The sequence below is a fragment of the Nocardia sp. 149-1B genome, from assembly GCF_057747975.1.
In genome coordinates this window covers 4,894,770-4,913,403 of record NZ_CM173233.1, presented here as the reverse complement: position 1 = coordinate 4,913,403, position 18,634 = coordinate 4,894,770, and the positions used below count along the sequence as shown (strand labels likewise).

The window sequence follows — 18,634 nt, the reverse complement described above, 5'->3', positions numbered from 1 at the left end:
AGGCGCAACTTGGTGCGGCAGGAGGTGGCTTGAGGTGCTTCGTGAACGGCAGGCGACGGGTGCGTGTTTCTGGGCGGAGTGCCGTGCGTCCCGAATCTGCGGGAACTGTGGATTGGATCGTTCATCCGCAGATTCGCGGATCGTCGGCAACATTCGCGCCTCAGTGCGCCATGTCGACGAAGCGGGAGTAGTGGCCCTGGAAGGCGACGGTGATGTCGCGGGTGGGGCCGTTGCGGTGCTTGGCGACGATCAGGTCGGCCTCGCCGGGGCGGGTCGACTCCTTCTCGTAGACGTCGTCGCGGTGGAGCAGGATCACCATGTCGGCGTCCTGCTCAAGGCTGTTGTGCGCGGCGATGCCTTCGACGACGAAGTTGTGCGTGCCCATGACGGTGGCGTCGTAGACGTCCTGCTCGCCGATGAGGTCGATCGAGGTGACCGAGTCCCAGTAGACGTCGTTGGTCGCGAGCACCTCGAGGTCGGCGTCATCGAGAACGGCCGCCACTCGCGAAAGCCGCTCCCGGCTCGGGGCGTGCTTCCACATCGTCGAGCCACAGAACTTCGTGCCCATGGCGGTCGCGAACTCGCGGTGCGTCATCCCGCGGTCGGTGAGGATGCCGCGCACGTCGTCCCACACCTGCGTCGGGATCGTGTCGAGATTGGTGTTCGCCTTCACCTCACGGATCGCCTCGGCGAGGGCACGAGCCTTGTCGCCCCGGAGACCGTGCACACCGATCTCGTCGAGGAACCGGAGCTGGTTCTCGACGCCGTAGACGTACAGGTGCCAGCCATCGCGGTAGCCAGGCTTGCGGACACGCTTGATCCGGGTGAAGACGTTGTAGCGGAGCAGGAGCCGCGCCAGGTCGTCGACCAGGCGCCGGCTGGTCGAGGCGTAGTACACGCGGCCGACGCCGCGCTTCTCGTCGTAGCCGACCGAGCCATCGGTCGCCCAGATGTGGCGCAGGAACGTCCCGACCTGTGCCTTGGGCAGCCCGAAGACCCAACCCGGGACGAACTTCTCGTGGCTCCGCAGACCGAACAGCCCGTCCTCATCGAGCCAGGCGGCGATCGGGTTCCGCTTGCCGCGCGCGAGCCGATACGGCGCCGGAAGCCGCAGGGTGGTGACCCGTGCGGCGGCGTACTCGTCGCGGACCGGCTCGATCCCGAACCGTCGACTCGCAGCCTCGGCGACAGCGCTCAGGTTGGCCTCGTCGACGCTCGCGTAGCGGATCGGCTGACGCCGGACGAACGACCCGTCGCCGAGCAGGTGAGCCAGCAGCACCACCTCGTCCGCGTCGCGCTCGGCGATCTGCAGCGGCGGGGGGACGTGGCGGATCGAGCCGAGCCGCGCGCCGATGGCGAGCTCGGAGAGCGGCATCCACCCCTCGTAGGTGAGGAACTTGTGGCTGCCTGTCGCGGTGATCCGGCGGCCCGAGGCGAGCGTGAGCTCGTAGACCGGCTTGCGGCCGGACGGGAAGGCGTGGGTCAGCGTGCGAGGCACGAGCTTGAGTCGGTCATCGAGCGACCACACCGGAATGTCCCTCGCCCCGGACTCCATCAGGTCTCCGAGGGTGATCTCGGTGTTGTCGTCGGCACGCATCAAACGGGTGTCGGCCGTCAGGCATCCCGATTCGCGAAGGTCGCTCATCATCGGGCGCTTGTCGCCGCGCTGCTCGGGGCCACGGTTGAGCTGGGAGAGCGCGATGATCGGGACGCTGAGCTCCTTGGCGAGCAGCTTGATCTGGCGGGAGAACTCCGAGACCTCCAGCTGGCGGGACTCGACCTTCTTGCCCGAGGTCATCAGCTGCATGTAGTCGATGACGATCAGGCGCAGGTCGTGGCGCTGCTTGAGCCGGCGCGCCTTGGCGCGGATCTCCATCATCGTCATGTTCGGCGAGTCGTCGATGAACATCGGCGCCGAGGACACCTCGCCCATCTTGCGGGCCAGCTTGGCCCAGTCGTCGTCGTTCATGTTGCCGTTGCGGATGTGGTTGAGCGGCACCTTCGCCTCGGCCGAGAGCAGGCGCATCGTGATCTCGGAGCGCGTCATCTCCAGGCTGAAGAACACGCTGGTGAGGTTGTTGTGGATCGAAGCGGCCCTACATAAGTCTAGTGCCAAAGTCGACTTGCCCATAGCGGGGCGGGCCGCGACGATGATCATCTGACCGGAGTGGAGACCGTTGGTGAGGTCGTCGAGGTCGGCGAAGCCGGTGGGGACGCCGTAGAGGCCCGCCTCGCGGTTGCCGATCGCCTCGATCTCGTCGAGGACGCCGTCCATGATGTCGCTCAGCGGCGCGTAGTCCTCCGCAGAGCGACGGTCGGTGATCTTGTAGACCTCCGCCTGGGCGGTGTCGACGATGTCGTCGACCTGGCCCTCACCGGCATAGCCGATCTGGACGATCTTGGTGCCCGCGTCGACCAGGCGGCGCAGGATCGCCTTCTCGCGCACGATCTCGGCGTAGTACCCGGCGTTGGCGGCGATCGGCACGTTGGCCGAGAGCGTGTGGAGGTACGGCGCGCCACCGATGCGCTGCAGCTCACCGCGGCGCTGGAGCTCGGCAGCGACCGTGACCATGTCGACCGGCTCGCCGCGACCGTAGAGGTCGATGATCGCGTCGTAGACCGTCTCGTGCGAGGGCCGGTAGAAGTCGACCCCACGCAGCGTCTCGGTGACGTCGGCGATGGCGTCCTTGGAGATCAGCATCGCCCCGAGGACGGACTGCTCGGCCGCCATGTCCTGCGGCGGCGTCCGGTCGCCGGGCGAGGAGGGTCGCTCCCCGGGGGCGTACGCCGCCGGCCCGTCGCCCCAGTCGTCGATCGGCGGCTCCGGCAGCCCTCGCGAGCCCTGCTCGGTGACACTCACAACCTGTCCCCTTGATCGTTCCCGTGTCGACCCAGTTGGCTTGGATCACCGACGCTATACGTGACGACCGACAATGCTCGGACCCCGGCAGAAGGCCGCAGAGTGCACCCAGAACGACCGACGACCAAAGCGACCGTAGGCGTCCTAGGGGCTATCCCGTTAGCCCGTTTTCCACAGGGTCTGGGGATAACTCCCTCGGAGCCGTGGACGACACGCGCGAGCGTGTGGGCCAAGCTGGGGAGGAACTGTGGAAACAGCCGCCCCTCAGCGCGCAGATGTGGCTCTGACCTGCGACGATTGCCCTCCACAGCTGTGGACGAAAAATACTTGGCCCGTGAGCTCGCGCCATGGACACGCCACCGTGCGTTCACCCGGACGCTTTGTCGACATAGCGCCGGGAGCAGGTTTTCCAGAAGTCATCCACAGGTGTTGATAACTAGTCCGGTCGGGGGCATCGGCGGCTGATGGTCCTTACAGTGACTAGGCCGTGGCCGTGACCCGCGCGCGCGACCGGGAGATCCTGCGCCTGGCCGTGCCCGCCTTCCTCGCCCTGGTCTCCGAGCCGCTGTTCCTGCTGGCGGACGCCGCGATCGTCGGGCACCTCGGGACCGCACCGCTGGCCGGCCTCGGCGTCGCCGCCGCGGTGCTGCAGACGGCGGTCGGGCTCTGCGTCTTCCTGGCGTACGGCACCACCGCCGCCGTCGCCCGGCACCTGGGCGCCGGCGACCAGCGCGGGGCCCTCACCCAAGGCGTCGACGGCCTCTGGCTGGCCGTCGTGATCGGCGTCGTCGTCACCCTGCTCGGGGTGCTGCTGGCCGGCCCGCTCGTCGGGCTCTTCGGAGCGTCGGAGCAGGTGACCGGGCCGGCCGCGACGTACCTGCGCATCGCCTTCCTCGGGACCACGCCGCTGCTGCTCGTGCTCGCCGCGACCGGAGTGCTGCGCGGTCTCCAGGACACCCGCACCCCGCTGCTGGTCGCGGTCGGGAGCAATGCGCTCAACGTGGCGCTCAACCTGGTCCTGGTCTATCCCGCCGGGATGGGCATCGCCGGGTCCGCGCTCGGGTCGGTGATCGCCCAGGTCGCCGGCGCCCTGGCCTTCCTGCTCGTGGTCGCCCGGGCCGCCCGCGCCCACGGGGCCTCCCTGCGTCCCGACCTGCCCGGGATCCGCGCCGCCGGCCGCGCCGGGGTCCCGTTGGTGGTGCGCACCCTCACCCTGCGCGCCGCGCTGCTGCTCACGACGTACGCCGTCACCCTGAGCGCCACCGGCTCTCGCGAGCAGGAGGTCGACCTGGCCACCCACCAGCTGGCGATGACGCTGTGGACGTTCCTCGCCTTCGTGCTCGACGCCATCGCGATCGCCGCGCAGGCACTGACCGGACGGGCACTCGGCGCCGGCGACGTGGTCGCGGTGCGCGAGACCACCACTCGGATGATCCGCTGGGGCGCCGTGAGCGGCGTCGCCACCGGGCTGCTGCTCGCCGCCGCCAGCCCGCTCCTCGGGCCGCTGTTCACCGGCGACCCGGACGTGCGCGAGCTGCTGGTGCCGATCCTGGTCGTCGCGGCTCTCGGTCAGCCGGTGGCCGCGGTCGTCTTCGTGCTCGACGGGGTGCTCATCGGTGCGGGCGACGGCCGCTACCTCGCCCGCGCCGGCATCCTCACCCTCGCCGCCTACGCGCCCGTGCTGCTCCTGGGTGCCCTCGCCTCGGCCGGACTGGCGGCGATCTGGGTGTCGTTCGTCGCGGTGTTCATGGGCGCCCGGCTGGTCGTCCTGGTCCGTCGCGCTCGGGGTGACACCTGGCTCGTGACCGGCGCTCGGATCACCGATGCATAGGGTGACGCCGTGAAGCCGCTCCAGTCCATCGCGATGGGACTGCTGATCATCGCCGTCGTGGCGCGGGTGCGCGGCTCGTACGACGCGCTGCCCGACCCGATCGGATGGGTCCTGGTGCTCCACGGGCTCAGGCGGCTGCCGCCCACCATCGACCACCGTCCGGCTCTGCGCAGCCTCGGCTCGGTGTCGCTCGTGGCGAGCGTCCTCCTGTGGTTCCCCGCCGTCCGCGACGCACTGGAGCGGACCGACGAGTCACTGCTCTGGGCCGCCGACCTCCCGCAGCTCGCGTTCGTCGGGCTCCTGTGCCTGGTGCTGTCGCGTGCCGCCGCTGCCGAGCCCGCTCGCGCGCGCTGGCTGCACACCGCGGCCGTGCTCACGCTCGTGGCCGCCGTCCTCCCGGTCGTCGTGCTGGGCGCCGGGACCGACTCCCTGCTCGAGGTCATGTACGGCGGCGCCTCGATGCTCCTGGTCCTCGTGGTCGTGCTGCTGTTCCGGTACTCCTCGTGCCCCTGGGCGCTGCCCGAGGTGGACCAGACCGCTTCGGTGTGAGGGGCGTCTCCTCGTAGCCCCCGGGCATGGTGGACGTTGCCTGGGCTGGGAGCACCAGCTCGAACCGGAGGGATCCATGCGCCACATCTCTACCCGACGCCTCGCCGTCGCGTTCGCCACGGCCGTCGTGGCGGCCGCGCTGCCGCTCGCCGCGCCGGCCGCGCCGGCCGATGCGGCCGACCCGTGCCTGAGCGAGGCGCAGCCGAAGGACCCGCTGCTCGGCCTGCCGATCGGCACCGCCTGCGACGACACCGTCCCCCCGGTCACGGCGCTCGGCGACGTGACCCCCGCGGTGGCGAACGGCTGGGTGCGCTCGACCTCGGTGACGATCTCGTTCACCGGCAAGCACACCGACGCCGACACCGACCCGATCAGCTACCAGTGCCAGTTCTTCAACACCGTTACCGCACCGACCGCCTGGCAGAGCTGCACCTCCCCGGTGAGCTACGACAAGCTCGACCAGAACGCGGCGACGCCGTACACCTTCCGGGTGCGTGCCGTCGACACCCCGGACAACGCCCACGACATCACCAAGGACCCGTTCTTCGCCGCGCCCGCCGATCTGCCCGACGTCGACCAGACCCCCGCGGAGCTGGTGTTCCGCGCCGACGCGACGACGCCGAGCACGTTCGGGTTCCTGCGCACCGACTACTACGACGAGGACGACTCCGAGGCGCCGATGGTGACCAGCCCCGACGTCCAGGTGCGGCTGCAGAGCAACGAGGGCGATGACTCCGACCCGGCGACGTACGTCTGCCGGCTCGACGACCGCGCGGTCCCCTGCAACGACGGCATCACGACCCTGCGCCGGCTCGACGCCGGCCGTCATCACTTCACCGCCGCGGCGGTCGACCCGGCGGGCAACGTGGACCCCACGCCGTTCGAGCAGCGGTTCGTCGTGCCCCGCAACCTCACCCTCACCGACGCCCCCCGCTCCTCGCGGGACGACTGGCGACGAGTGCGCACCCCGGGAGCCTTCGGTGGCGACTACCTCGAGACCACGACGTACGGCGCCACCGTGGGCTTCTCGGTCCGCAACATCCGCGCCGTCCGCCTGCTGGCGCCCACCGGGCCCGGCCTGGGGAAGGTCCAGCTGCGCGTGGGCCACGGGGCCTGGCTCACCGTCAACCTCGCCTCGGCGACCGCCCAGCAGATGAAGGTCTACCAGGTCCGCGACGAGCTCTCCGGGCTGACCGCGGGGGCGCTGCAGATCCGGGTCATCTCGCGCCACAAGCCGGTGCGCATCGACGCCGTGATGGTGCGCTGAGCACGACGGCTCCCCACGTGACAGGGCACGCGACAGGGCCCGCACCTCCCGGAGGAGGTGCGGGCCCTGTCGGTGGGACGTTGCCGCTGCGCTGGAACCAGCGCTGTGCCGGTCAGGCCGGGATGACGTTGAGGGCCACCACGGCGGACACCTCGTCGTGCAGCTTGACCGAGACCTGGTGCGAACCGAGCGACTTGATCGGGTTGGTGACCACGATCGTGCGCTTGTCGACCTGCTCGCCCGAGGCGTCGGCGAGGGCGCCGGCGATCTCGGAGACCGTGACGGCGCCGAACAGGCGGCCACCCGCACCCGAGCGCACCTTGACGGCGACCGGCTGGGCCTCGAGCTTGGTCTTGATCTGCTCCGCGTGGTCGTGGTCGCGCACCGCGCGCGAGGCGCGAGCGGACTTGATCGACTCGACGGTCTTCTCTGCACCTCGGCTCCACCGCATGGCGAGGCCACGGGGGACGAGGTAGTTGCGGCCGTAGCCGTCCTTCACCTCGACGATGTCGCCGGGGGCACCGAGACCGGTGACTTCCTGGGTCAGGATGAGCTTCATGTCCTCGGCTCCTCTCAGCGACCGGTGGAGGTGTAGGGCAGCAGGGCGACCTCGCGGGCGTTCTTGACCGCGATGGCCACGTCACGCTGGTGCTGGACGCAGTTGCCGGTCACCCGACGTGCGCGGATCTTGCCACGGTCGGAGATGAACTTGCGGAGGAGCGCGGTGTCCTTGTAGTCGACACCGGTCGCCTTCTCCTTGCAGAACTGGCAAACCTTCTTCTTGGGCTTGCGAATCACTGCCTTGGCCATTGTGGTGCTTCCTTTCTAGAAGCCCGGCCCCATGACTGGGTTGAGTGCCGGAATGGTTGAGGGTGTTCGGATGGTGTTGGTGCTGGATCAGAACGCTGAGCCACTGCTCTGGTCTCGATACGCCCGTCACGGCTTCGCTTCGCTCAACCGTGGGGCTACTCGACCTTGCCGCAGCTTCGTTGCCTTCCATCGCGCGCGATGGAAGGCAACGGCGGCTAGAACGGAGGCTCGTCGGAGCCCACGCCCGGGGCGCCCCAGGGGTCGCCCGCCGGAGCGGACTGGCCGCCACCGGCAGGAGCGCCGCCACCCTGCGGAGCAGGGGTGGCCCACGGGTCGCTGCCGCCACCCGACTGCGGACGGGACTGGCCGCCGCCACCGGAGTAGCCGCCACCGCCGCCCGAGCGGGAGGCCCGGGTGACCTTCGCGGTCGCAAAGGCCAGCGCGGGGCCGACCTCGTCGACCTCGAGCTCGATGACCGTGCGCTTCTCGCCCTCACGGGTCTCGTAGGAGCGCTGCTTGAGGCGACCCTGCACGATCACGCGCATGCCACGCTGCAGCGACTCGGCGACGTTCTCCGCGGCCTGCCGCCAGACCGAGCAGGAGAGGAACAGCGCCTCTCCGTCCTTCCACTCGTTGGACTGGCGGTCGAAGGTGCGCGGCGTCGACGCGATCCGGAAGTTGGCCACGGCCGCCCCCGAGGGGGTGAAGCGCAGCTCCGGGTCGTCGACGAGGTTGCCGACCACGGTGATGACGGTCTCGCCTGCCATGCGGGTCTCCCTAAGCGTTGGTTCTGATCAGAGTCAGTCCTGGCCGGTTGTGTCCGACCACGTGTGCCCATCGTCGCGGCATGCGCCGACAGGCGGAAGTGGCCGTCCACAGGACCGGCCGCAGGAGGTCAGTGAGCGTCGGGACGCATGACCTTCGTGCGGAGGACGGACTCGTTGAGGGTGAGCTGGCGGTCGAACTCCTTGACCGTGGCCGGCTCGGCGTTGAGCGAGATGACGGCGTAGATGCCCTCGGCGTTCTTCTTGACCTCGTAGGCCAGGCGACGCCGGCCCCACACCTCGACGGACTCGACGGTGCCGCCATCGTTTCGGATGACGTTCAGGTACTTGTCGAGCGACGGCTCGATGGTTCGCTCTTCGAGGCTGGGCTCGAGGATGACCATTACTTCGTAGGCACGCACAGCGGTCTCCACCTCCTCTGGACTAGGCGGCCACGGACTTTCCGTGGCAGGAGGGCTTGCGTTGGTGTTGCATCGTCTCGGCGCCGGTCCCGTCGGTGGGCGTGCGCAGAGAACGCCCCAGGCTAGCAGCGCTCGCGCCCGGCCTCCCAAATGACGGTCGGCACCCGGGCCTCGCGCTCGGACCGCCGGGGGAATGCCTGCACTTCTCTGCCGAAGCTTCACCCGAGGAGTGCAGGTTTCCCCGGGTACTCGGGGAACCTGCACCTGGGGACGGCCGGGTCTGAGGAGGGGCGGGGAGGGGTAGGAGGAGGGCGATGTCCCGAACGCCGACCCCCGCGTCCGCCGGCCCCCTCGCCGGCCGCTACGTGCTGCTCGACCAGGTCGGCGTGGGCGGCATGGGGTCGGTGTGGCGCGCCCGCGACCTGCGCACCGACGAGGTGGTGGCGGTCAAGGTGCTCCGGGCCCACGACAGCACCACGCTGCTGCGCTTCGTGCGCGAGCAGTCGGTGCGCATCTCCCACCCGCACGTGGTCGCGCCGACCGGGTGGGCGGCCGAGGACCACCGGGTGGTGTTCGCGATGGACGTCGTCCGCGGCGGCTCGCTCGAGCAGCTGCTGGCCGAGCACGGCCCGCTGCCCGCGTCGTACGTCGCGCTGCTGCTCGACCAGGTCCTGCAGGCCCTGGTCGCGGTGCACGCCGCGGGTGTGGTGCACCGCGACGTCAAGCCGGCCAACCTGCTGCTGGAGCCGACCGGAGCGGGGCGGCCGTTCGTGCGACTCGGCGACTTCGGGGTGGCCGTGCCGGTCGAAGACGTGCGGCTGACCCGGGCACCGGGTGGGGTCGGCACCGACGGCTACATGGCACCCGAGCAGTCCGCCGGCGCCGCGCCCGACCCGCGCCAGGACGTGTACGCCGCCGGGGTGGTGGCCGCCGAGCTGCTCACCGGCCGGCTGGGTGCGGTGCCCGACGGACCCCTGGGTCCCCTGGTCTCGGCGATGGCCAGCGCCGACCAGGACCTGCGACCGCCGACGGCCGCGGCGGCGCTGGAGCGGCTGCGGCGCCTCGAGGTCCCGCACGACCCGGCCCGGGAGCGGCCGTGGCCGTTCGTGCCCGACCGGCTGCCCGCGGTCCCGACGTCCCAGCCGAGCAGGGCCCTGGACCTGGCGATCGCCTGCTTCCTGGGTTCGCTCGCGCTGTGCGCGGTGGCGCTCTACCTTCTGCTGTCCTGACGCGCCCGCCACAGCGACACCAGGCCGACGGCCAGCAGCAGCGCGGCGACGGCGAGCAGCACCAGCGGCGCGGTGGTCACGAGCTCACCCGTACGTCGACGCCGGCCGCTCGGAGGTCTGCGACGCCGCGCTCGGGGGCGCCGGCGTCGGTGAGCACCGCGGTGACTGCCGCGAGCGGCACCACCTCGAAGGCCGAGGCCGCCCCGATCTTCTCGCCGCTGCCGAGCACGTAGGTCTCGGCCGCGCGCTCGGTCCACGCACGCTTGATCGCGGCCTCCTCGGCGTCGCCGGTGGTGAGGCCAGCCACCGGGTGGATGCCGGTCACGCCGAGGAAGAACAGGTCGGCGCTGATCCGGCCGATGGCCTCGTGGGCGATCGCGCCGTACGCGACCACCGAGTGCTTGAAGAGCCGCCCCCCGATGATCACCACCTCCACCCCCGAGTGGGTCGCGAGCTCGACCGCGACGGTCGGGCTGTGGGTGACGACCGTGGCCCGCAGGTCCCCGGGAAGCCGTCGCGCGAGCTCGCGGGCCGTCGTACCCCCGTCGATCGCGATCGTCTGGCCCGGGCGGACCAGCGCGGCCGCCGCCGCGGCCACCTGGGCCTTGGCGCCGGCGCCGATCGTGGCGCGCACCGCGAAGTCGGCGACGGCCGGCGAGGACGGCAGCGCACCACCGTGCACCCGGTGCAGCAGACCGTCGGCGGCGAGCTCGCGCAGGTCGCGACGGATGGTGTCCTCGGACAGCTCCAGCTCGGCCGCGAGGTCCTTGGCGACGACCCGGCCCTCGGAGCGGAGGGTCGCGAGGATCAGGTCCTTGCGTTGGGCGGCGAGCACGGCGAACACCCTAGCCCCATGCACGTTTCTTCTTGTTTTTGCACGATTCTGCACGATACTGTCGGGTCATGACCAAGCCTCTGCTGATCCTGATCGCCGGCCCCTACCGCTCCGGCACCGGCGACGACCCCGACAAGATGGCCGCCAACCTCACCGCCCTCGAGACCGCCGCCTGGCCGATCTTCCGGGCCGGCCACGTGCCGATGATCGGCGAGTGGGTCGCCCTGCCCGTGCTCGGCAGCGCCGGGGCCACCGGTCCGCTGGACCCCCTGGCCGAGCAGGTGATGTACCCGACCGCCGACCGGCTGCTGCAGCACTGCGACGGGGTGCTGCGCCTGCCGGGCGCATCCACCGGCGCGGACCAGGACGTCGCGATCGCCCGCGAGCGGGGCCTGCACGTCTGGTACCGGGTGGAGGACGTTCCGGGGTACGCCGAGAGCGTCGGCGCCCCGGCATAGGCTCGCCCGCATGAGCAGCACGAGCCCCTCGAGCCCTGTCATCGGTGCCCACGTCGACCAGGCCGACCCCGTCACGGAGGCCCAGGCCCGCGAGATGCCGCACGTGCAGTTCTTCCTCGGCGACCCGCAGGGCTACAAAGGCCCCGAGTTCCGCTACCCCGGCGGGGCCGAGGCGCTCAAGGCCGACGCCGAGGCCGCGGGGGTCGGGCTCTACGTGCACGCGCCGTACATCGTCAACGTCGCGACGACCAACAACCGCATCCGCATCCCCAGCCGCAAGCTGCTCCAGCAGCACGTCGACGCGGCCGCGGCGATCGGCGCACGCGGGCTGATCGTGCACGGCGGGCACGTGAACAAGGACGACGACCCGGCCAAGGGCTTCGACAACTGGCGCAAGGCGGTCGAGGCCGTCGACCTCAAGCTGCCGCTGCTCATCGAGAACACCGCCGGCGGCGACAACGCGATGACCCGCTACCTCGAGCGCATCGAGCGGGTCTGGGACGCGCTGTCGTCGACCGAGCAGTTCGACCAGGTGGGCTTCTGCCTCGACACCTGCCACGCCCACGCGGGCGGCAACGCGCTCGAGACGGTCGTCGACGACGTACGCCGCATCACCGGCCGCATCGACCTCGTGCACTGCAACGACTCCCGCGACGAGTTCGACTCCGGCGCCGACCGCCACGCCAGCCTGGGCGCGGGCAAGGTCGACCCCGACCTGCTCGCGGCGGTCGCCCGCGACGCCGGTGCCCCGGTGATCCTGGAGACCCCCGGCGGGGCCGCCGAGCACCGTGCCGACGCCGACTGGCTCCGCGAGCGCATCTCATGACCTCCCGGGTGACCGAGCTCAGCTTCGACTGCGCGGACCCGCCCGTGCTGGCGCGGTTCTGGGCCGCGGCGCTCGACTACGTGGTGCTCGACGAGGAGCCCGACCTGGTCGAGATCGGGCCCGCCGGGCGGGAGGACGCCCAGCTGCTCGACGGCGTCCGCTCCGGGCCGGTCGCCCCGACGATCTTCTTCGCGCGCGTGCCTGAGCAGAAGGCGGTCAAGAACCGGGTCCACCTCGACCTCTCGCCGATCGATGCCGACCGCGACACCGAGGTCGCACGCCTCGAGGCACTCGGCGCGCAGCGCACCGACCTCGCGCCGCCGGGCAAGAACTGGATCGTGATGCTCGACCCCGAGGGCAACGAGTTCTGTGTCCTCCGCAGCCTCGCCCCCGGCCACTTCTCGCTCTAGGGTGCGGTCGGCCCTCACAGGAGGCGCACAGACAAGGCACACGGTCCGGCCAACGACGGAGCCCACCGTGGGGCCATGAGCACCGCGACCCTCGCCGACCCGACCACGACCTCACCCGGACCCGAGCCGCCGCCGCGCGATCCCGAGCGGTGGTACCGCCCGGCCCTGGCCGGCCTGTTGGCTGCCACGGCCGTCCTGTACCTGTGGGGACTGGGCTCCTCCGGGTGGGCCAACAGCTTCTACTCCGCCGCCGCCCAGGCCGGCTCGGAGTCGTGGAAGGCGTTCTTCTTCGGCTCCTCCGACGCGGCCAGCTCGATCACGGTCGACAAGACCCCGCTCGCGCTGTGGCCGATGGGGCTCTCGGTGCGGGTCTTCGGCCTGTCGTCCTGGTCGATCCTGGTGCCTCAGGCGATCGAGGGCGTGCTCGCGGTCTGGCTGCTGGTCGCCACAGTCCGGCGTACGACGTCCTCGGCCGCGGCCGGACTGCTCGCCGGAGCAGCGCTCGCGCTGACCCCCGTCGCGGTGCTGATGTTCCGGTTCAACAACCCCGACGCGATGCTGGTGCTGCTGCTGGTCGCCGCGGCGTACGCCACGCTCCGCGCGGTCGAGTCAGGTGTCCGGCACCCGGTGCGCTGGCTGGCCCTGGCCGGGGCGCTGGTCGGATTCGCGTTCCTGGCCAAGATGCTGCAGGCGTTCCTCGTGCTCCCCGCGCTGGGGCTGGTCTACCTGCTCGCCGCCAACACCGGCGTGCTCAAGCGCCTGGGTCACCTGCTGGTCGCGTTCGGCTCGATGATCGCGGCCGCCGGCTGGTGGGTCGCGATCGTGTCGCTCTGGCCGGCGGCCAGCCGCCCCTACATCGGCGGGTCGCAGAACAACTCCATCCTCGAGCTGACGCTCGGCTACAACGGCTTCGGGCGGCTCACCGGCGACGAGACCGGCTCGGTGGGCGGGGGCGGAGGGGCCGGCGGGGCCGGCGGCTCCATGTGGGGCCAGACCGGGCTGACCCGGCTCTTCGACGGCGAGATCGGCGGCCAGATCGCCTGGCTGCTCCCGAGCGCGCTGCTGCTGCTCGCTGCGAGCCTGTGGCTGACGCGACGCCGGCCGCGCACCGACCTGACCCGGGCCGCGCTCGTGCTCTGGGGTGGCTGGCTGCTGGTCACCGGCCTGACGTTCAGCCTGATGGCGGGCATCTTCCACGCCTACTACACCGTGGCCCTCGCCCCGGCGATCGCGGCGCTGGTCGGGATCGGAGCGGCCCTGGTCTGGCAGCACCGCAGCTCGCAGGTCGCCTGCGGGGCGGGCGCGGCCGCGGTGGCGCTCGCCGCCGGCACCGGGTTCGTGCTGCTGGGCCGCAGCTCCGACTTCGTCCCGTGGCTGCGGGTGCCACTGCTGGTGGCCGGTCTGTTCGCGGCGGTCGTGATCCTGGGCCTGCACCGGCTGCCGCGCCGGGTGGCGCTCGGCGCCGCCGCACTCGCGGTCGTCGCCTCGCTGGCCGGCCCGGCGTCGTACGCCGTGCAGACCGCCTCGACCGCGCACACCGGCTCGATCCCCACCGCCGGCCCGACCGTCGCCAGCACCGGCGGCCCCGGGGGCGGACCGGGCGGGGGTGGCCCGGGCGGAGGTGGCGGCTTCGGCGGACCTCCGGGTGGCACGACCGGCCAGCTGCCCCAGGGCGCCCCGCCCACCGGACAGACGGGCGGGACCATGGGCGGGACCGCGGGCGGGACCATGGGCGGCGGTGGCGCCGGCGGGCTGCTCCAGGGCAGCGACCCGAGCACCGAGCTCACCGACCTGCTCCTCGAGGACGCCGACTCCTACACCTGGGTCGCGGCCGCGGTCGGCTCCAACTCCGCGGCGGGCTACCAGCTCGCCACCGAGGAGCCGGTGATGGCGATCGGCGGCTTCAACGGATCCGACCCGAGCCCGACGCTGGCGCAGTTCGAGGAGTACGTCGCGAACGGTGAGATCCACTGGTTCATCGGCGGGTCCGGCTTCGGGCAGTCGATGGGCGGCAGCCAGTCCAGCAGCGACATCGCCGCCTGGGTCGCGGACAACTTCACCTCCACGACGGTCGACGGCGTGACGCTCTACGACCTGTCCGCCGGTGTCGACTCCGGGGCGACGTCATGACCGCGGCGCAGCCGTGGGAGCGCCCGGTGGTCGGGGTCGGCACGGAGGTCACGACGCTGGAGGTGGTGATCCCCGTCTACAACGAGGAGCGCGACCTCGAGGCGTCGGTCGAGCGGGTGCTCGAGCACCTCGCGACGCTGCCGTGGACGTTCCGGATCACCATCGCCGACAACGCGAGCACCGACGGCACCGCCGTGGTGGCCCGGCGCCTGGCCCACACGCACGCCGACGTACGCGTCGTCCACCTGGCCGAGAAGGGCCGCGGCCGGGCGCTCAAGAAGACCTGGCTGGCCTCGGACGCGGCGGTGCTGGTCTACATGGACGTCGACCTCTCGACCGACCTCAACGCCCTGCTGCCGCTGGTCGCGCCGTTGATCAGCGGGCACTCCGACCTCGCCATCGGCAGCCGGCTCGGCCACGGGTCGCGGGTGGACCGCGGCCCCAAGCGGGAGCTGATCTCGCGGTGCTACAACCTGCTGCTGCGCGGCACGCTGCGGGCCCGGTTCTCCGACGCGCAGTGCGGGTTCAAGGCGATCCGCGCCGACGTCGCGCGCGAGGTGCTGCCGCTGGTCGAGGACAACGCGTGGTTCTTCGACACCGAGCTGCTGGTCCTCGCCGAGCGAGCCGGCCTGCGCATCCACGAGGTGCCGGTCGACTGGGTCGACGACCCCGACAGCACCGTCGACATCGTCCGCACCGCCGTCGACGACCTGCGCGGCATCGCCCGCCTGGGCCGCGGCCTGGTGTCGGGGCGCCTGCCCGTCGCCGACGTCGCCGAGCGCCTGGGGCGGGTCTCGGCCGACGCCGGCGGCGGGCGGCTCGGGCTGCAGCTGGGGATGTTCGCGCTGGTCGGTGTCGCCTCCACGGTCGCGTACGCCGTCCTGTACCTGCTGCTGCGCGGACCGCTGTCGGCGTTCGGGGCCAACCTCGTCGCGCTGGTCGTGACCACGCTGGCCAACACCGCCGCCAACCGACGGCTGACGTTCGGGGTGCGCGGCCGCCACCACGCCGTACGCCACCACGTGCGCGGTCTGGTGGTGTTCGGCGTGGGGCTGGGGGTGACCAGTGGCGCGCTCTGGCTGCTGCACGCCTCCGGTCACACCCATCACGGCGCGGAGGTCGTGGTGCTGACGGTCGCGAACCTGGTCGTCACCGTGATGCGGTTCGTCGCGATGCGGACGTGGGTCTTCGTCCACCGCGCTCCTCAGCGCGAGCGCTGATAGGCCCCGAACGCGCGGGTCGCCAGCGCCGCCATCACCACCGCCAGTGCGGTGAGCGCACCGAGCCGGGGCCAGACCGCGGCCCAGTCGGGGGACGAGAGGAGCGGCTCGCGCGCCGCCACGACCGCCCAGTCCAGCGGGTTGAAGCGCGCGGCCGCCCGGATCCACCCCGGGGCGAGCTGCGGGTCCATGACCGCCGAGGAGAGGAACGTGAGTGGCAGGGCGGTGAACTGGCTGATCCCGATCAGCGCCTCCTGCTGGCGCACCAGCAACGCCACGGCGTTGGACATCGCGGCGAACACCACGGTCAGCAGCACGGCCGCGAGGAGCGTGACCGGTACGCCCACCCACGCGAACCGGGCGCCCATCAGCCAGGCGACGCCGAGCACGATCACGGTCTGGATCACCGAGGTCGCCGCCTGGTAGGCCAGGGTGCCGTTCATCATCGCGCCGCGAGAGACGGGTGCGGCGAGCATCCGGTCCATGACCCCACGGTCCATGTCCTCGATGTAGACGGTGCCGGCCCAGGCCGCGGAGAACAGCGCGGTCATGGCGACCACCCCGGGGGTGAGGAACTCCAGGTAGGTGCTCCCGGACTCGAACCCCGGGATCGCCGTGACCGACTCGAAGAGCCGGCCGAACAGGATCAACCACACCATGGGCTGGATCAGGGTGACCACCAAGAAGATCGGCTGGCGGGCGAAGCTGCGCAGCGAGCGGTGGGTGAGCAGCACGGAGTGGCTGACAAGCGTGCTCATGCCGCCACCTCCTCGTCCCGGCGGGCCTGCTCCTGGGTGCGGCCGACGTGCTGGAGGTAGACGTCGTCGAGCGAGGGCCGGGCCACCGAGGCACTCACCGGCGCGAGGCCCGCGGCGTCGAGCTCGGCCATCAGGGCCGGGATCGTCCGCGCGCCCTCCGCGGCGCGAGCCCGCACCGAGGTGCCGTCGACGACCACTCCGCTGACTCCGGGGAGCGCGGCGACCACCGGTCGGGCCCGGCGGGCCTGGTCGGCGTCGGCCAGCTCGACCTGGAGGGTGTCGCCGCGCAGCTCGCTCTTGAGCTGGTCAGGCGAGCCCTCCACGCGGATGCGACCGGCATCGACGATCGCCAGCCGCGAGGCCAGCCGGTCGGCCTCGTCGAGGTAGTGGGTGGTCAGCAGCACGGTCATCTCCTCGGCCGCGGACAGCCGGGCGATCTCCGCCCACATCTCGGCCCGGGCCTCGGGGTCGAGGCCGGTGGTCGGCTCGTCGAGGAACAGCACCTCGGGCCGGTGCACCAGCCCGATCGCGACGTCGAGCTTGCGGCTCATGCCGCCCGACCAGGTGCGGACGAGCCTGTCGGCAGCCTCAACCAGACCGAACCGGTCGAGCAGCGCGGCGGCCCGGTCCCGGGCGTCGCTGCGCGAGAGCCCCTGGAGCCGCCCCGCGAGGGCGAGGTTCTCGCGGCCGGTGGCCATCGGGTCGCTGGAGGGGCGCTGGGCGACCAGACCGATGCGACGCCGTACGCCGGCGGGGTCGGCGGCCACGTCGAGCCCGGCGACCCGGGCCGAGCCGGAGTCGGCGCGCGAGAGCGTGGTGAGGATGCGGACCGTCGTGGACTTGCCGGCGCCGTTGGGGCCGAGCAGGCCGAAGACGGTGCCGCGCTCCACGGCGAAGCCGAGGCCGTCGAGCGCGCGGACCGGCTCGTGGCCGCGGCCGGTGGGGTAGGTCTTGTGCAGGTCGTGGACCTGCACGGCGAGATCTGCTGCGGGCATGGGGACTCCTTGGTGGAGGAGCCGGCCGTAGACTCGCGGGTGCGCTGTGAGCGGTCCATCGGTCGGCTCGCGGTGACCCCGGCCGGTGTTGCCGCACCGGCTGGGGTTTCTTGATCTGTCCCGGCTCTTTTAGTCGGGGGCTCGGTTGAGGTTCGCCAGGACCTCGCCCTCCTTCCCGAGGTGGGCCACGGGATCGGCCATGATCTCCTCGAAGCTGACGCCGCGATCCTGGGCGTCGTGCAGCCGCTGCCAGGCCTCGACGCCGCCGAGGCGGCGTTCGCGGATGGCGGCGGCCAGGGCGGTGACGTGGTCGTGCTCCGCGCGGAGCATCGTCAGGCGGAACTCCCCCTCGATCAAGAAGACGTCGGGCAGCCCGAGCTCGCGGCCGGCAGCCAGGGTGTGCTCGGTGGCGCCGATCTCGCCGCGCAGGTGGACGGCGCGCTCCCCCAGCAGGCGCGCGACGTCGTCGGGGCGCAGTCCGGCGGCGAGCGAGAGCCCGGCCTCGAGCGAGTGGTACTCCCGCAGCGGGCGGCCGATCAGCTCGCTGAGCCACTCCTCGTGCTCCTCGACCCCGCGGTCGGTGATCGCGTAGACGGTGCGCTCGGGGCGCCGGCCCTGCCGCACGGTCTCGCGGGCCTCGATCAGGCCGGCCTTCGCGAGGGACTCGACGACGCCGTAGAGCGCGCCGTAGTTGAGCTTGATGCTCTGGTCCTTGCCCCGCTCGCGCAGGGTCTGGGAGATCTCGTAGGGGTGCATCGGGCGCTCGGAGAGGCAGGACAGCACCGCGAGGGCCAGCAGGTTGCTGAAGCGTCGCCGCGCCATCGGATCTCCTTCGGATCGAATACTCTGGTCAGAGTATTCGCCTCGGAGGAGAGTCCGTCAAGAGGGCCGGAGGCGTCAGCTGGTGACCAGGACCGTCACGTCCCGGACCTCGCCGGGGCCGCTCCGGTCGGCCCGCAGCCGGACCAGCCGCAGCGGGCGGGCCGACGCGTCCGGCGTACCGAACACGAGGAACTCGAAGCCGTGGTCGCCCTCCTCGAGCGAAACCAGGTGGCCGGGGCGGTCCTCGACACGCCAGCTGCTCAGCGTGCGGCGGAACCGGACCTGCAGGCGAGTGCCGGCCGGCACCCGGAGGACGTCCCCGGGGCGGGGGTCCTCGACGACCCTGCGATCGATCCTGGGAGCAGTGCGGTGCGCCATGGTGGTCTCCTCGTCGGGCTGGTGCCGATGAGGAGCGACCGGGCCCCGCGCTGATACGCGCGCACCTGAC

The 18,634-nt window shown here is 71.8% G+C and carries 19 protein-coding genes; 9 read left to right on the top strand and 10 right to left on the bottom strand.

The annotated features are described in order from the left end of the window. Positions 1 to 160 precede the first annotated feature (160 nt). On the bottom strand, positions 161 to 2,815 hold the full coding sequence (locus tag AC3ANS_RS23560; RefSeq protein ID WP_488296557.1) for a replicative DNA helicase: 2,655 nt from the start codon (positions 2,813 to 2,815) through the stop codon (positions 161 to 163). 532 nt (positions 2,816 to 3,347) lie between these two features. Between AC3ANS_RS23560 and AC3ANS_RS23555 the strand changes: the two genes are divergently transcribed. The 3 genes from AC3ANS_RS23555 (at position 3,348) to AC3ANS_RS23545 (ending at position 6,507) form a co-directional block, all read left to right on the top strand. Further along, positions 3,348 to 4,691, top strand: coding sequence for an MATE family efflux transporter (locus AC3ANS_RS23555; protein WP_488293994.1), 1,344 nt, complete (start codon positions 3,348 to 3,350; stop codon positions 4,689 to 4,691). Between the two features lie 9 nt (positions 4,692 to 4,700). Then, entirely contained in the window at positions 4,701 to 5,240 is a 540-nt protein-coding gene (locus tag AC3ANS_RS23550) for a hypothetical protein (RefSeq protein ID WP_488293993.1), read from the top strand. A 76-nt stretch (positions 5,241 to 5,316) separates the two neighbouring features. Beyond that, positions 5,317 to 6,507, top strand: a complete 1,191-nt coding sequence (locus AC3ANS_RS23545) for a hypothetical protein (RefSeq protein ID WP_488293992.1) — start codon at positions 5,317 to 5,319, stop codon at positions 6,505 to 6,507. 112 nt (positions 6,508 to 6,619) lie between these two features. Here the strand turns inward: AC3ANS_RS23545 and rplI are convergent, their stop codons facing one another. From rplI to rpsF, 4 genes are all read right to left on the bottom strand, one after another. Beyond that, the gene (gene rplI, locus AC3ANS_RS23540; protein ID WP_488293991.1) at positions 6,620 to 7,066 is read right to left on the bottom strand and encodes a 50S ribosomal protein L9; all 447 of its coding nucleotides are present in this window, start codon (positions 7,064 to 7,066) and stop codon (positions 6,620 to 6,622) included. 14 nt (positions 7,067 to 7,080) lie between these two features. After that, complete coding sequence (rpsR, locus tag AC3ANS_RS23535) at positions 7,081 to 7,317, bottom strand: 30S ribosomal protein S18 (protein WP_011758085.1); 237 nt, start codon at positions 7,315 to 7,317, stop codon at positions 7,081 to 7,083. 215 nt (positions 7,318 to 7,532) lie between these two features. Continuing rightward, a complete protein-coding gene (locus AC3ANS_RS23530) occupies positions 7,533 to 8,084 on the bottom strand; it encodes a single-stranded DNA-binding protein (protein ID WP_488293990.1) in 552 nt (183 codons plus the stop codon). A 128-nt stretch (positions 8,085 to 8,212) separates the two neighbouring features. Further along, positions 8,213 to 8,503 (bottom strand): 30S ribosomal protein S6, encoded by a 291-nt coding sequence (gene rpsF / locus AC3ANS_RS23525; protein WP_488296556.1) that lies wholly within the window; start codon positions 8,501 to 8,503, stop codon positions 8,213 to 8,215. 314 nt (positions 8,504 to 8,817) lie between these two features. Here rpsF and AC3ANS_RS23520 point away from each other — a divergent pair, with 314 nt between their 5' ends. After that, on the top strand, positions 8,818 to 9,732 hold the full coding sequence (locus AC3ANS_RS23520) for a serine/threonine-protein kinase (RefSeq protein ID WP_488293989.1): 915 nt from the start codon (positions 8,818 to 8,820) through the stop codon (positions 9,730 to 9,732). A 76-nt stretch (positions 9,733 to 9,808) separates the two neighbouring features. On the opposite strand, the gene AC3ANS_RS23515 is transcribed toward AC3ANS_RS23520, so the two are convergent. Beyond that, the gene (locus tag AC3ANS_RS23515) at positions 9,809 to 10,567 is read right to left on the bottom strand and encodes a DeoR/GlpR family DNA-binding transcription regulator (protein ID WP_488293988.1); all 759 of its coding nucleotides are present in this window, start codon (positions 10,565 to 10,567) and stop codon (positions 9,809 to 9,811) included. 68 nt (positions 10,568 to 10,635) lie between these two features. Between AC3ANS_RS23515 and AC3ANS_RS23510 the strand changes: the two genes are divergently transcribed. The 5 genes from AC3ANS_RS23510 (at position 10,636) to AC3ANS_RS23490 (ending at position 15,611) form a co-directional block, all read left to right on the top strand. After that, the gene (locus tag AC3ANS_RS23510; RefSeq protein ID WP_488293987.1) at positions 10,636 to 11,025 is read left to right on the top strand and encodes a hypothetical protein; all 390 of its coding nucleotides are present in this window, start codon (positions 10,636 to 10,638) and stop codon (positions 11,023 to 11,025) included. A 10-nt stretch (positions 11,026 to 11,035) separates the two neighbouring features. Beyond that, positions 11,036 to 11,851: a deoxyribonuclease IV gene (locus AC3ANS_RS23505; protein WP_488293986.1), complete on the top strand. Its 816-nt coding sequence runs from the start codon at positions 11,036 to 11,038 to the stop codon at positions 11,849 to 11,851. Continuing rightward, complete coding sequence (locus tag AC3ANS_RS23500; protein WP_488293985.1) at positions 11,848 to 12,261, top strand: VOC family protein; 414 nt, start codon at positions 11,848 to 11,850, stop codon at positions 12,259 to 12,261. Before AC3ANS_RS23505 ends, AC3ANS_RS23500 begins: the two co-directional genes overlap by 4 nt. A gap of 75 nt (positions 12,262 to 12,336) precedes the next feature. After that, a complete protein-coding gene (locus AC3ANS_RS23495; RefSeq protein WP_488293984.1) occupies positions 12,337 to 14,391 on the top strand; it encodes a glycosyltransferase family 39 protein in 2,055 nt (684 codons plus the stop codon). Next, on the top strand, positions 14,388 to 15,611 hold the full coding sequence (locus AC3ANS_RS23490) for a bifunctional glycosyltransferase family 2/GtrA family protein (RefSeq protein ID WP_488293983.1): 1,224 nt from the start codon (positions 14,388 to 14,390) through the stop codon (positions 15,609 to 15,611). The genes AC3ANS_RS23495 and AC3ANS_RS23490 overlap by 4 nt, the downstream gene beginning before the upstream one ends. Here the strand turns inward: AC3ANS_RS23490 and AC3ANS_RS23485 are convergent. From AC3ANS_RS23485 to AC3ANS_RS23470, 4 genes are all read right to left on the bottom strand, one after another. Next, complete coding sequence (locus AC3ANS_RS23485; protein WP_488293982.1) at positions 15,596 to 16,369, bottom strand: ABC transporter permease; 774 nt, start codon at positions 16,367 to 16,369, stop codon at positions 15,596 to 15,598. The two genes, AC3ANS_RS23490 and AC3ANS_RS23485, sit on opposite strands and share 16 nt — an antisense overlap. After that, complete coding sequence (locus AC3ANS_RS23480) at positions 16,366 to 17,364, bottom strand: ATP-binding cassette domain-containing protein (protein WP_488293981.1); 999 nt, start codon at positions 17,362 to 17,364, stop codon at positions 16,366 to 16,368. The genes AC3ANS_RS23485 and AC3ANS_RS23480 overlap by 4 nt, the downstream gene beginning before the upstream one ends. Before the next feature lie 129 nt (positions 17,365 to 17,493). Continuing rightward, entirely contained in the window at positions 17,494 to 18,186 is a 693-nt protein-coding gene (locus AC3ANS_RS23475) for a PadR family transcriptional regulator (protein WP_488293980.1), read from the bottom strand. Between the two features lie 75 nt (positions 18,187 to 18,261). Beyond that, entirely contained in the window at positions 18,262 to 18,564 is a 303-nt protein-coding gene (locus AC3ANS_RS23470; protein WP_488293979.1) for a hypothetical protein, read from the bottom strand. Between the last annotated feature and the right edge of the window lie 70 nt (positions 18,565 to 18,634).